Genomic DNA, 11,888 nt, shown 5'->3' with positions numbered 1-11,888 from the left:
TTATCCTCCCGGTAGCATATCGTGGACGCGGCGAACGTCCGCTGGTGATAGGACGGCGTTTTTCTTCAGGCGGCGGCGCTGGGTAGCCGATTTGCACTCCAGCAGGTGGCGCCGGCCGGCATGCCGGCGCATGATCTTGCCCGATTTTTTAATGACGAAACGTTTGGCGGCGGCTTTTCTGGTTTTTATTTTTGGCATATTTTTACTTCTTTGGTCCGAGCATCAGATTAAGGTTGCGACCTTCCATCTTAGGAGGGGCCTCGGCCTTGCCGACCGAAGCTACCGCCTCGACCAGGCGGTCCAATACCTTGCGACCCAGGTCGGTATGGGCCATCTCCCGACCGCGGAACATGATATTGATCTTAACCTTGAACCCTTTTTCCAGCAGCTCTTTGGCTTTATTGACGCGGACATCAAAATCGTGCTGGGCGATCTTGGAGGAAAGTTTAACTTCCTTGATGGTCCCGGTCTTTGACGCCTTGCGCGATTCTTTCTCCTTTTTGGAGAGCTCGTAGCGGAGCCGGCCGTAATCGGCCAGACGCGCGACGGGCGGCTTGGAGGCCGGCGCGATCAGGACCAGGTCGATCCCTTGTTCGCGGGCCAGCCGGAGCGCTTCAGTGGTCGCTACCACGCCCAGCTGCTTGCCGTCATTGGCGATGAGCCGGACCTCTTTTGCCCAGATCCGCTCGTTTATTAGATAATCCCTAATACGAACTAACTCCCGTCATTCTCACCACTATTATAGCTTATTTCTCTCTTCAGGTCAAAGAGAAAATCGCTGAGGCTCTTGGTGGCCGAGGTCGCGGCGTTCCTAAGGCGGATCGAGACGGTCCCGGCTTCCGCTTCCTTGTCGCCGACGACCAGCATGTAGGGGACCTTTTGCATCTGGGCGTCGCGGATCTTGGCGCCGATGGTTTCGCGGCGGGAATCAACCTCTACCCGGACATCGGCCGCCAGAAGGGAGTCCCTGACCTTTTCCGCGTAGGGGATATGGCGGTCGGCGATCGGCAGGATCAGCGCCTGGGTCGGGGCGAGCCAGGTGGGGAAGGCGCCGGCGTAATGTTCGATCAAGGCGCCGATAAAGCGTTCCAGGCTTCCCAGGATCGCCCGATGGATCATGACCGGGGTATGTTCTTTCCCATCGTCCCCGACATAGGCCAGGTTGAAGCGCTGCGGCAGGTTAAAATCGACCTGGACGGTCGGCCCCTGCCATTCGCGGCCGAGCGAATCTTTTAATTTGACGTCGATCTTCGGGCCGTAGAAAGTGCCGGCGCCCGGGTCGATCTCAAACGGGATCCCCTGGTCCTGGAGCGATTTTTCGAGGATGGCGGTCGCCCGCTCCCAGCTCTCCTTGGTCCCGGCAAAGCTTTCCGGCCGGGTCGAGAGGTTGACGCTGAAGGCAAAGCCAAAGACCTTCATGACATAGTTGATGAAATCGAGGATAGAGAGTATCTCCTCCTCCAACTGGTCTTCGCGGCAGAAAATGTGGGCGTCGTCCTGGGTAAAGCCGCGGACCCGGAGGAGGCCATGCAGAACCCCCGATTTCTCGTAGCGGTAGACCGTGCCGAGCTCAAAATAGCGGATCGGCAGGTCGCGGTAACTGCGGGTTTTGCGTTTGAAGATCAAAATATGGCCCGGGCAGTTCATCGGCTTGAGGACGTAATCCTGCTCGTCGATCTGCATGAAGTACATGTTTTCTCGATAGTAGTTCGTATGGCCCGAAGTGTTCCAAAGGTCGATTTTGCCAATGTGCGGAATAGTGACGAACTCGTAGCCACGCTTTTTATTTTCCTTTTTCAGGAAATCCTCGATCAAACCGCGCAGGACCGTCCCTTTGGGGTGCCAGTAGACAAGACCGGCGCCCGCTTCCTCATGGATCGAGAAGAGGTCTAGCTCCCGGCCGAGCTTGCGATGGTCGCGCTTTTTGGCTTCTTCGATCTGCTTCAGATAATCATCAAGCTCTTTTTGCGTCGGGAAGACGGTCCCGTAGATCCGCTGCATCATCGGATTGGTCTCGATCCCGTGCCAGTAAGCGCCGGCGATTGAGAGCAATTTAAACGCTTTAATATGTCCCGTATGTTCAATATGCGGGCCGCGGCAGAGGTCGAGGAAATCGCCGCTCTTATACAAGGTGACCTTGTTATCGGGGATCTCGTTGAGGAGGTCGACTTTGTACTTCTCGCCCCGCGCCTCGAACAGCTCGATCGCCTTGGCCCTGTCCATCTCCTGCCGTTCAAATTTATGCTCTTTCTTGATGATCTCCCGCATCTTGGCTTCGATCTTGGTCAGGTCTTCCGGGGTGATCTGGGTCGGGAGGTCAAAATCGTAATAAAAGCCGTTTTCGATAGCCGGGCCGATCCCCAGCTTAACGCTCGGAAAGATCTCCTGGACGGCATGGGCCATCACGTGGGAGGTGGAGTGGCGGAGCACTTCCAGATCGATCTCTTTCGTCATGAAAACAAGTATATCACAGCAGCTGGGAGCGGGCAATTTTATCGGCTTCAAGCAGATCTTCGAGGGAAGGTTTTTCTTTGTTTTGGTGTCCATCCATCACCTGTTTGATTTTGACCGGGATCTGGTCGAAGGTGAATTTACCCTTCAGGAACTGGCTGACCGCTTCTTCGTTTGCTGCGTTGAGGACGGCGGGGAGGGTTCCCCCTTTTTTTCCGGCTTCATAGGCGTATTCAAGGCAGGGGAACTTCACTTTATCCGGTTTGGCGAAGGTCAGGTGGTTGCTCTTGGTCAGGTCGAGGCGGCCCCAGTGGTTTGCCTGGCGAGTCTCCTCTAATAAAGCGTATTGGATCGGGATCCGCATGTCGGGGGCGCCAAGCTGGGCCTTGACCGAGCCGTCGCTAAACTCGACCAGCGAGTGGATGATGCTCTCGGGGTGGATGACGACCTCGATCTGGGTGTAATCAAGGCCAAAGAGATAATGCGCTTCGATCACTTCGAAACCTTTGTTCATCAAGGTTGCCGAATCGATCGTAATCTTTGGCCCCATCTTCCAGGTTGGGTGCTGGAGCGCCTCCTTGGCGGTCAGCTGGGCGAACTTCTCGGCCGGGGTTTTCAGGAACGGCCCACCCGAAGCGGTCAGGATCAATTTCTTGACCGTCTTTTTGTCCTCGCCGCGGAGGCATTGGGCGATCGCCGAATGTTCGGAATCGATTGGGAAGACTTTAATGCCGGCCGCTTTAACTTCGTTCATGAATGTCTCACCGGCGGCAACCAGGACTTCTTTGGTGGCCAGGGCGATATCTTTCTTGAGTTTTACCGCTTCGAGTACGGCGGTCAAAGCGAGCGAGCCGGGGATAGCGACGAGGACCATCTTCGCTTCGGCGCAGGTGGCGACTTTCTGCAAACCCTCGGTCCCAGTATAGAGCTCGACTTTTACGCCTGCGAGCTTGGCTTCGACTTTGGCTTTGACTTCTTCGTTCTGGACGGAGACGATCCGCGGTTGGAACTTCTTGATCTGTTCGACGATCAGGTCGACCTCATCCTTGGCGGCGAGGGCGGAGACTTTCAGCGAACTGGGGAAGATCGAGACGACCTCAAGGGCCTGCTTGCCGATCGAGCCGGTGGAACCCAGGATAGCGAGCGCTTTTTTCATTTTTCTTCCCCGTTATGGTAATAGTCCCAAACTATTTTTGCCACCAGGCTGGCGATCGCGATCCCGGCCAGGATGTCGAGGTAATGCCCGTACTGGCGAATGACCAGCCAGTTGCTGCCCAGCAAAAAGCCGAGATAGGTCAAGGCAAAGCACCAGGGAATTGACCCGAGGAAAGAGTAGACGGAAAACTTGATGAATGGCATCTCGGCCACGCCGGCCGGCAGGGAGATAAAGGTCCGGATGACCGGCAGGTTGCGCGAGAGGAAAACGGAGAAATCGCCATACTTGGCGAAAAACTTTTCCGCTTTATGCAGCTCGTGTTCCCGGATAAAGAAATACTTGCCGTATTTGAGGACGAACGGCCGGCCACCGTAGTAGCCGATGGCGTAAGTGATCACGGCGCCGATCAGGTTGCCGAACGCTCCGGCCAGGGTTATCCCCCAAATAGAAAGTTTGCCGGTCGAAGCGAGAAAACCGGAGAAGGGCATGATGATCTCCGAGGGGATCGGGATGCAGGCCGACTCGAGCGTCATCAGGACCAGGACGCCGAGATAACCGACCGCCGAGATCGTTCCGGTGACGAAGACGACGATCAGGTCGATCAGCTGGGCGATCAAGGGAGCTTATCCAGGATAGTGACCTTCTTTAGAACGATCTCCGTCTTTGGCCGGTCGCGTTCGTCACGCGGGGCAGTGGCGATCTTATCCGCGATATCCTGTCCTTTGACCACCAGGCCGAAAATGGTGTGCTTGCCGTCGAGCCAGGGGGTCGGGGCGATGGTGATGAAAAACTGGCTCCCGTTGGTGTTCGGTCCGGAGTTGGCCATGGCCAGCCGGCCCGGCTTGTCGAAAGTGGTGGTTTGCGGTGCCTCGTCGTCAAACTTATAGCCCGGTCCGCCCGTTCCGTTGCCGAGCGGGTCTCCTCCCTGGACCATGAAATCGGGAATGACCCGGTGGAAAATCGTCCCGTTGTACAACGGCTTTTTCTCTATCTCCTGGGTCTTTGGGTCGAGCCAACCGCGTTCCCCTTTGGCCAGTCCGATAAAGTTCTTGACGGTAGCCGGGGCTTCTTTCGGCAACAGCTCGCAAACTATCTTCCCCAGTGATGTTTCCAGGACAGCATACTGTTTATTCATTTTCTTTTTCCCTTCCGCCGCCGATCCAACCAGCAGCGCCCCGATCAATAATATGGCTACGGCCCAACGTGTGTTATTCATAAATTAGTCATTCGTCATTAGTCATTCGTCATTTCTTAAGCCAGTGCATCATGCCGCGGAGCTCGCCGCCGACCTTCTCGATCTGGTGGTTCTTGTCTTTTTCGCGCAGGGCGTTAAAGTTTTTGCACCCTTCCTTGTTCTCCTTGATGAACTCGCGGGCGAAGGCGCCGTTCTGGATCCGGTCGAGCGCTTTCTTCATCCGCTTCTTGACCTTCTCGTCGATGATCTTGGGCCCGACGGTCAGATCGCCGTATTCGGCGGTGTTGCTGACCGCTTTGCGCATGCCGAGCAGCCCCTGCTTGTAGATCAGGTCGACGATCAGTTTCAGCTCGTGGCAGCATTCAAAGTAGGCCATTTCCGGCTGATAACCGGCTTCGACCAGCGTCTCGAACCCGGCTTTGATCAGCGCGGTGCAGCCGCCGCAGAGGACGGTCTGTTCGCCGAAGAGGTCGGTCTCGACCTCTTCTTTGAAGGTCGTTTCGAAAACGCCGGCACGGGTGCCGCCGATCCCTTTCGCGTAGGCGAGGGCGGTTTCTTTCGCTTTACCGGAAGCGTCCTGGTAAACGGCGATGAGGCAGGGGACGCCGGCGCCGTCAACGTAGGTGTTGCGGACCATGGCGCCGGGACCTTTGGGGGCGACCATGATGACATCGACATCCTTGGGGGGCTTGATCGCCCGGAAGTGGATATTAAAACCGTGGGAGAACATCAAGGTCTTCCCTTTTTTCAGCGCTTTCTTGAGCGCTTCCTTGTAAACTCCCCCCTGGACCTCATCCGGGATCAGGACCTGGATGATGTCGCCCGCCTTGGCGGCCGATTTGGCGTCCATGACCTCAAAACCGGCTTCCTGGGCCGCTTTCCAATTCGGCGTCCCTTCGACTTCGGCAATAATGACTTTGACGCCGCTATCCCGTAAATTTTGTGACTGGGCCGTTCCCTGGTTCCCGTAACCGATGATCGCCACCGTCTTATCCTTCAATAACCCGAGATCCGCGTCCTTGTCGTAATAAACTTTTGCCATTTTAATTGCCCTCCTCAATTTTCAATCTAAGTGAAATTTTCCAGACCAATCTACGAGAATATTGTAGCACGATAAAAAACTGGAAGCAAAAGTGCCAAGGCCGATTAAACAGGAGGAAAATAAACATGGAAGGAGTTAAGAGATTTCCGCCAGTAAGGACAGACAGGCTCATTGAGAGGGGATTATCAATAAGAGTGCGCCCGAATGTTGCCCGGGTAGTGATCGAACTCGATAAACTGAAGGGGATCGGCCTAAAGCAGGGGGTTGCCGCCAAGCTTTATGAAGATAACTGGAGCATGGGCCAGAAAGAAAGCGAACTGGGAACCTCGGCGGTGCTGGATCGGACGGCGGTTAAACGTTTAAAAGACGAACTTGGGATAAAAGTACCTCTGGAAATACTGGAACAGGTGTTCCCAAAGGTTAAACCGCACGATCTTCACGAATTTATCGAATGGAAGATCGTAGATCTGCAAAAAAAGCTTTTAAGCGGGGAGATGGGGCTGCCGGCTGATACTAATAAGGTTGGAGCCTGAATTAAATTTAAAATGGAGGAAAGATTATGAGCGTTGGCACAATGAGCCGATTGACCGCGAGTGCGAGAGGGATATTACAGCATACTTTAAAAATACAAAAAGGTGAACAAGTTTTTGTTGTCCATGATATTCCCAGGGCTGGCGTTGGAAGCGCTTTTGTGGCGGCGGCGGGAGAATTGGGCAATAGTGTCAGAGCTCATAATATAGGAGAAAGACGGTTTGAAAACGGAGGGATTGAAAGGCTTTTAGCCAGCGTGTCGGAAGGCGGGCCTTATGTGTTCGTCAATGCGTTTACCGGAGGAGTGACCAGCGAAGGGAAACCGGAAACACCGTTCAGGGTCCAGCTGCTTGGCCATCAAATTGGATCAAAAGAACTTTGCCCGGATGTCCCAGACAGTCTAGTTTCAATAGGAAAACAAAGCCGCGTAATGCATTCGCCGGGAATAACTGAAGAAGCGCTTCTGTGGGATGTGGATTACGGTATCATGGCGGAAAGAATGAAAAAAATAAGCGACGCGTTTGCCGGCGCGCGAGAAGCCAGGATCACGACCCAGCTTGGAACCTCTCTGCTCCTGGGCATTGGCAACCGGCCGCTTCATTGCGAACTGACGATCGATAAACCCGGAGATTTTGGGAATTGGCCTCCGGGTGAAGCCTATTGGGCTCCGCTTGAAGATTCCGCGGAAGGAGTAGCCATAGTAGATGGAACGATCGGAGACTTTGGCATCCCGGCATTCCCTATCCGCTTTGGTTATTCTAGAGGCCGCATCTCCAGCATAGATTATTTATCCTCGTCACGATCGGCGGACGAATTCCTGTTAAGATTGCGAAATGCCTTCTTTAAGGAAGACGACCCGCAGGCCGCCGTGATCGGAGAATTGGGGATCGGCGTCGCTGATTTCCCTCAAACCGGTGAAATGCTGTTTGACGAAAAAATAAAGGGAACCGCCCACAAGGCAGCTGGAGGAAATAAAAAGTTCGGAGGTGCCAATACATCAGGGACCCATCGCGACTGCTTGATGTGGCATCCGACCATCACTTTTATAAATGCAGATGGTTCTTCAAGAATGGTAATGATGAACGGAGAATTAATCTAACTCGACTACTCGGCGCTGCCGCGTTGGAGCGCGATCTTGCCGGTCCTGACCAGTTCCTTGATGCCGAATTTTGAGAGGAGCTTGATCGCCCCTTCCACCTTGCTCTCTTCGCCGGTCAACTCGAGCGTCAGCGACGTTTCCGCCACATCGACTATCTTGGCCCGGAAAATTTCGCAGATCTGGGTGATCTCCGGCCGCGTTTTTTCGTTCGCGGCGACTTTAGCCAGCACCAACTCACTCTGGATCGACTTATCCGCTGGCAGATCGAACACCTTCAAGGTGTCGATCAACTTATAAAGCTGCTTGGTGATCTGCTCCAGGTCTTTTTCGTCCCCTTCGACAACGATTGTCATCCGCGACATCGTCGGAACTTCCGTCATCCCGACGGCCAGGGATTCAATGTTAAAACCCCGCCGGCTGAACAGCCCGCTGACCCGCGAGAGGACCCCCGGCTTATTTTCTACTATGACGCTAATTGTGTGTTTCATATTAGTCAATGATCATTTCGTTGATCGCCTGGCCTGGCGGCACGAACGGGAAGACGTTCTCTTCTTTGGCGACCACAAAGTCGACCAGGACAGGGCGGTCGTTGATGGCCAAGGCCTTTTCGATCGCCCCGCGGACTTCGGACGGTTTGGTCACTCTCATCCCGACCGCGCCGTAGGCTTCCGCGATCTTGACCAGGTCCGGATTGTTGCAGAGATTGGTGTGCGAATAGTGCCGGTCATAGATCAGCTCCTGCCATTGCCGCACCATGCCAAGGAAGCTGTTGTTGAGCACGAATATTTTGATCGGCAGCCGGTTGTTGACCGCAGTCGTCAGCTCCTGGATATTCATCTGGATCGAACCGTCGCCGGCAAAGTCGATGACCAGGGCGTCGGGGCGGCCGAACTGGGCGCCGTTGGCGGCGGGGAGGCCAAAACCCATCGTCCCGAGCCCGCCGGACGAGATCCAACTCCGCGGCTTGGTGTACTTATAGAACATGGCCGCCCACATCTGGTGCTGGCCGACCTCGGTCACGATGATCGTGTCGCGGTCCCTGGTCAGTTCGTGGGTCTGTTCGATCACATACTGCGGCTTGATCACGTCGTCCATCTTGTAGGCGAGGGGATATTTCTTTTTCCACTCGGCGATCGTCTCGACCCACGGCGCGTGCTTTTCCTTCGGCCCGACTTTGTCGAGCAGGGCGCGCAGGACCCGCTTGACGTCGCCGACGATCGGGATGTCGACCCGGACATTCTTGCCGATCTCGGCCGGATCGATGTCGATGTGGATGATCCGGGCTTTAGGAGCGAATTTCTCGATGTGGCCGGTCACCCGGTCGTCAAAGCGGGCGCCGATGCCGATTAAAAGATCACATTCGGTCACGGCGTAATTGGCGTAAGCGGTGCCGTGCATCCCGAGCATCCCCATGGAGAGTTCATGCGTTTCCGGAAAGCCGCCGAGGCCCATCAGGGTAGTAGTCACCGGCAGATTGCACTTTTCGGCTAATTCTTTCAACTCTTTGGCCGCGTCCGCCGCGATCACGCCGCCGCCGGCGTAAATGATCGGCTGTCTGGCCGCCTGGATCGCCTTGACCGCCAGGGCGATCTGTTTCGGATGGCCCTCGGTCCGCGGCTTGTAGCTCGGAATATCGACCTTATCCGGATATTTATAATCGATCTTATTGACAAAAACGTCTTTTGGAATATCGACCACGACCGGGCCCGGCCGGCCGCTCCGGGCGATATGGAACGCTTCTTTAATGATCCGCGGCAGGTCTTCGGTCTTTTTGATCAGGTAGTTATGCTTGGAGATCGGCATGGTGATACCGGTCACGTCGGCTTCCTGGAAGGAATCGCGGCCGAGGAGCGAGGTCGCTACCTGGCCGGTGATCGCCACCATCGGGATCGAATCCATGTGGGCGTTGGCGATGCCGGTGACTAAATTCGTCGCCCCGGGACCTGAAGTCGCCAGGCAAACGCCGACTTTGCCGGTTGCCCGGGCGTAACCGTCGGCCGCGTGGGCGGCCCCTTGTTCGTGGCGGACCAGGATATGCTTAATATCCTTGAAGGAATACATAGCGTCATAAAGGGGAAGGACCACCCCGCCGGGGTAGCCGAAAATAATATCGACCCCTTCATTTTTTAACGATTCAAGCAATGCTTGCGCGCCAGTCAATTGCATATTATATAAATTTTAACAGATTATAGGCCAGATTTCAAAACCGCGCCCGTGCTGGCCGAAGTGACCATTTGCTGGTACCGCGCCAGCCAGCCGGTAGTGAATCTCGGTTTGGGCGCTTTCCAGTGAGCCAACCGCGCTTCGATCTCGCTCGTACTCAACCGGACATGCAGTTTCCTGTTCGGGATATCGATGTCGATGATATCCCCATTTTTAATTATCGCGATCGGACCGCCTTCGGCTGCTTCGGGCGAGACGTGACCGATGCATGGTCCGCGGGTGCCGCCGGAGAATCTCCCGTCAGTTATCAGCGCGACCGATTCCGCCAATCCCATCCCGGCGATGGTCGAAGTCGGGTAGAGCATCTCCCGCATCCCCGGGCCGCCTTTTGGCCCTTCGTATCTGATGACTACCACGTCACCATGTTTAACCTTGCCGGCGAGGATCGCTTTTTGGGCGGCATCTTCGGAGTCAAAGACCTTGGCCGGGCCGCTATGTTTCATCATTTTGGCAGAGACAGCGGTCTGTTTGACGACCCCGCCTTGTGGCGCGAGATTCCCCGTCAGGATGGCCAAGCTCCCCTGTTTGTGGTAGGGGTTCGAGAGGGGGCGGATTATTTCGCGGTCAAAGACCTCGCCGGCGGCGGCGATCTGCTTGATCGTCAAACCGGAAACGGTCGGATTGTTGACGATCAACTTGCCGAGCGTGTGGAGCGCTCCCGGCACCCCGCCGGCGTTCTCCAGATCTTCCATAAAGTGGTTGCCGCCGGGCCGGATGCTGGCAATATGCGGCGTCGCCCGGCTGATCTGGTCGAACAGGTCGAGCGGCAGAGCGATCCCCGCTTCATGGGCGATAGCGGTCAAATGGAGGACCGCGTTGGTCGAGCCGCCGAGCGCCATGTCGAGCCGGATGGCATTCATAAAAGCTTTCAGGTTCATGATCTTTCTTGGCGTGATGTTTTTCTTGACCAGCCAGACGACCTTCTTGCCGCTTTCGTAAGCGATCATCTTTTTCTTGGAGGAGACGGCGAGCGAAGTGCCGCAGTAGGGGAGTGACATGCCCATCGCTTCGGTCGCGCAGGCCATGGTGTTGGCGGTGAACATGCCGGAGCAGGAGCCGGCCCCCGGGCAGGCGTTCAGCACGAGATTATCGAGTTCTTTTTTACTGATCTTCCCCTGTTTGTAAGCCGCTTCCGCCTCAAACGTGTCGTGGACCAGGTCGAGCCGGGTCATTTTATAACAACCGGCCAGCATCGGCCCGGCGGTGACGATGATCGTCGGAACGTTCAAGCGGGCCGCGGCCATCAGCATTCCGGGAGTGATCTTGTCGCAAGCGGTCAGGAGGACCAGCCCGTCGAGCTGGTGCGCTTCGGTGACCGACTCGATCGTGTCAGCGATCAACTCGCGCGAAGGGAGGGAATAGTACATTCCTTTGTGTCCCATGGCGATGCCGTCGCAGATCGCCGGCAGGCCAAAAGTGAAGGAGACTCCGCCGCCGGCGTGGATCCCTTTCTCGATCACCCGCTCGAGAGAGCGCATATCGACATGGCCGGGGACGAGGTCGGTAAAACTTGAAGCGAGGCCAATGAACGGCTTGCCCATCTCTTCACTAGAAACCCCAGTCGCATGGAGCAAGGCCCGGATCGGGGCTTTCTTCTTTAACGCATCACTCCTCATCTGACTTTTCCTCCTTTGACAGTTGGTCGGCGATCCACTTGAGCGCGCCGCCCGCCTCATGGACCCCCGCTCTGATCTCGGGCTTAGGGGCCCTCTCGCCCAGGGCGGCTAAATAAGCCATCTTGCCGGCCCGGCTCTTGATGTTGGCATATTTAGCCTGCTTGAGCAGGTCATCGCTCATAAAAGGGGCGATGCCGAAAGCGCCGAGACCGTGTATTTCTTTCATATGTTTATCCTTGTGGCGGCAGGATTGTGACCAGATCCTCGACCTGCGAATGAGCGAAAAAGTACTGGACCAGCTTTTTAAAACGGGCCAGATCGTGTTCGCCGCCGCTCTTTTTGTCTACGACGATCTTCCTCTCCGGCCAGTCACATTCGTAGACCTGGAAAGCTGACCCTGGTTTTTCCTGGTAGACCAGGATCCAATGGCTGTCGTCTATGCCGAGGGCCATTTTACTCCCGTCGGGGAGGGTCAGCTCTTCGCTCCGGAAAGCGATCGTGCCGACAAAGGTTTTGTCCGGCAAGTCGACCTTCTCGATATAATTAGCCAGCCGCGTCATACAATATTTATTATA

14 protein-coding genes are annotated in these 11,888 nt (G+C 55.7%); 2 read left to right on the top strand and 12 right to left on the bottom strand.

The features are described from left to right. The 7 genes from rpmI to ilvC are packed head-to-tail and all read right to left on the bottom strand — an operon-like array spanning nucleotide 1 to nucleotide 5,844. Nucleotides 1-198: a 50S ribosomal protein L35 gene (rpmI, locus tag WC903_07905; GenBank protein ID MFA5893864.1), complete on the bottom strand. Its 198-nt coding sequence runs from the start codon at nucleotides 196-198 to the stop codon at nucleotides 1-3. A gap of 4 nt (nucleotides 199-202) precedes the next feature. Continuing rightward, nucleotides 203-694: a translation initiation factor IF-3 gene (infC, locus tag WC903_07900; GenBank protein MFA5893863.1), complete on the bottom strand. Its 492-nt coding sequence runs from the start codon at nucleotides 692-694 to the stop codon at nucleotides 203-205. A gap of 20 nt (nucleotides 695-714) precedes the next feature. Beyond that, nucleotides 715-2,454 (bottom strand): threonine--tRNA ligase, encoded by a 1,740-nt coding sequence (thrS, locus tag WC903_07895; protein ID MFA5893862.1) that lies wholly within the window; start codon nucleotides 2,452-2,454, stop codon nucleotides 715-717. Between the two features lie 13 nt (nucleotides 2,455-2,467). After that, nucleotides 2,468-3,607 carry a 1-deoxy-D-xylulose-5-phosphate reductoisomerase gene (locus WC903_07890; GenBank protein MFA5893861.1) on the bottom strand — a complete coding sequence of 380 codons (1,140 nt, stop codon included), beginning with the start codon at nucleotides 3,605-3,607 and terminating at the stop codon, nucleotides 2,468-2,470. Beyond that, entirely contained in the window at nucleotides 3,604-4,224 is a 621-nt protein-coding gene (locus WC903_07885) for a DedA family protein (GenBank protein ID MFA5893860.1), read from the bottom strand. Before WC903_07885 ends, WC903_07890 begins: the two co-directional genes overlap by 4 nt. After that, entirely contained in the window at nucleotides 4,221-4,823 is a 603-nt protein-coding gene (locus tag WC903_07880) for a peptidylprolyl isomerase (protein MFA5893859.1), read from the bottom strand. Before WC903_07880 ends, WC903_07885 begins: the two co-directional genes overlap by 4 nt. Nucleotides 4,824-4,851: 28 nt before the next feature. Next, on the bottom strand, nucleotides 4,852-5,844 hold the full coding sequence (ilvC, locus tag WC903_07875; GenBank protein ID MFA5893858.1) for a ketol-acid reductoisomerase: 993 nt from the start codon (nucleotides 5,842-5,844) through the stop codon (nucleotides 4,852-4,854). Between the two features lie 194 nt (nucleotides 5,845-6,038). Between ilvC and WC903_07870 the strand changes: the two genes are divergently transcribed. Continuing rightward, the gene (locus WC903_07870) at nucleotides 6,039-6,377 is read left to right on the top strand and encodes a hypothetical protein (protein MFA5893857.1); all 339 of its coding nucleotides are present in this window, start codon (nucleotides 6,039-6,041) and stop codon (nucleotides 6,375-6,377) included. Between the two features lie 26 nt (nucleotides 6,378-6,403). Continuing rightward, nucleotides 6,404-7,474: a hypothetical protein gene (locus tag WC903_07865; protein MFA5893856.1), complete on the top strand. Its 1,071-nt coding sequence runs from the start codon at nucleotides 6,404-6,406 to the stop codon at nucleotides 7,472-7,474. 5 nt (nucleotides 7,475-7,479) lie between these two features. On the opposite strand, the gene ilvN is transcribed toward WC903_07865, so the two are convergent. Genes ilvN through WC903_07840 form a run of 5 tightly spaced genes read right to left on the bottom strand, consistent with a single transcriptional unit; the run spans nucleotide 7,480 to nucleotide 11,873 of the window. After that, on the bottom strand, nucleotides 7,480-7,962 hold the full coding sequence (ilvN, locus tag WC903_07860) for an acetolactate synthase small subunit (GenBank protein ID MFA5893855.1): 483 nt from the start codon (nucleotides 7,960-7,962) through the stop codon (nucleotides 7,480-7,482). 1 nt (nucleotide 7,963) lies between these two features. Then, entirely contained in the window at nucleotides 7,964-9,640 is a 1,677-nt protein-coding gene (gene ilvB, locus WC903_07855; protein MFA5893854.1) for a biosynthetic-type acetolactate synthase large subunit, read from the bottom strand. A gap of 20 nt (nucleotides 9,641-9,660) precedes the next feature. Continuing rightward, nucleotides 9,661-11,313, bottom strand: coding sequence for a dihydroxy-acid dehydratase (ilvD, locus tag WC903_07850; protein ID MFA5893853.1), 1,653 nt, complete (start codon nucleotides 11,311-11,313; stop codon nucleotides 9,661-9,663). Beyond that, nucleotides 11,303-11,539 carry a hypothetical protein gene (locus WC903_07845; GenBank protein ID MFA5893852.1) on the bottom strand — a complete coding sequence of 79 codons (237 nt, stop codon included), beginning with the start codon at nucleotides 11,537-11,539 and terminating at the stop codon, nucleotides 11,303-11,305. Before WC903_07845 ends, ilvD begins: the two co-directional genes overlap by 11 nt. Nucleotides 11,540-11,543: 4 nt before the next feature. After that, on the bottom strand, nucleotides 11,544-11,873 hold the full coding sequence (locus WC903_07840; protein MFA5893851.1) for a hypothetical protein: 330 nt from the start codon (nucleotides 11,871-11,873) through the stop codon (nucleotides 11,544-11,546). Nucleotides 11,874-11,888 lie beyond the last annotated feature (15 nt).

This window comes from Candidatus Margulisiibacteriota bacterium, from assembly GCA_041658645.1.
GTDB lineage: Bacteria > Margulisbacteria > WOR-1 > O2-12-FULL-45-9 > XYB2-FULL-48-7 > JBAZZV01.
Note: the sequence above shows the minus strand (reverse complement) of the source record. Positions and strands in the feature narration are given on the sequence as shown.

What these genes read in the sequence shown, in the direction of transcription:
- rpmI (MFA5893864.1), bottom strand. Translation starts at nt 198, where the DNA reads ATGCCAAAAATAAAAACCAGAAAAGCCGCCGCCAAACGTTTCGTCATT.
- ilvN (MFA5893855.1), bottom strand. Translation starts at nt 7,962, where the DNA reads ATGAAACACACAATTAGCGTCATAGTAGAAAATAAGCCGGGGGTCCTC.
- ilvD (MFA5893853.1), bottom strand. Translation starts at nt 11,313, where the DNA reads ATGAGGAGTGATGCGTTAAAGAAGAAAGCCCCGATCCGGGCCTTGCTC.
- ilvC (MFA5893858.1), bottom strand. Translation starts at nt 5,844, where the DNA reads ATGGCAAAAGTTTATTACGACAAGGACGCGGATCTCGGGTTATTGAAG.
- WC903_07880 (MFA5893859.1), bottom strand. Translation starts at nt 4,823, where the DNA reads ATGAATAACACACGTTGGGCCGTAGCCATATTATTGATCGGGGCGCTG.
- WC903_07865 (MFA5893856.1), top strand. Translation starts at nt 6,404, where the DNA reads ATGAGCGTTGGCACAATGAGCCGATTGACCGCGAGTGCGAGAGGGATA.
- ilvB (MFA5893854.1), bottom strand. Translation starts at nt 9,640, where the DNA reads ATGCAATTGACTGGCGCGCAAGCATTGCTTGAATCGTTAAAAAATGAA.
- thrS (MFA5893862.1), bottom strand. Translation starts at nt 2,454, where the DNA reads ATGACGAAAGAGATCGATCTGGAAGTGCTCCGCCACTCCACCTCCCAC.
- WC903_07890 (MFA5893861.1), bottom strand. Translation starts at nt 3,607, where the DNA reads ATGAAAAAAGCGCTCGCTATCCTGGGTTCCACCGGCTCGATCGGCAAG.
- WC903_07845 (MFA5893852.1), bottom strand. Translation starts at nt 11,539, where the DNA reads ATGAAAGAAATACACGGTCTCGGCGCTTTCGGCATCGCCCCTTTTATG.
- WC903_07840 (MFA5893851.1), bottom strand. Translation starts at nt 11,873, where the DNA reads ATGACGCGGCTGGCTAATTATATCGAGAAGGTCGACTTGCCGGACAAA.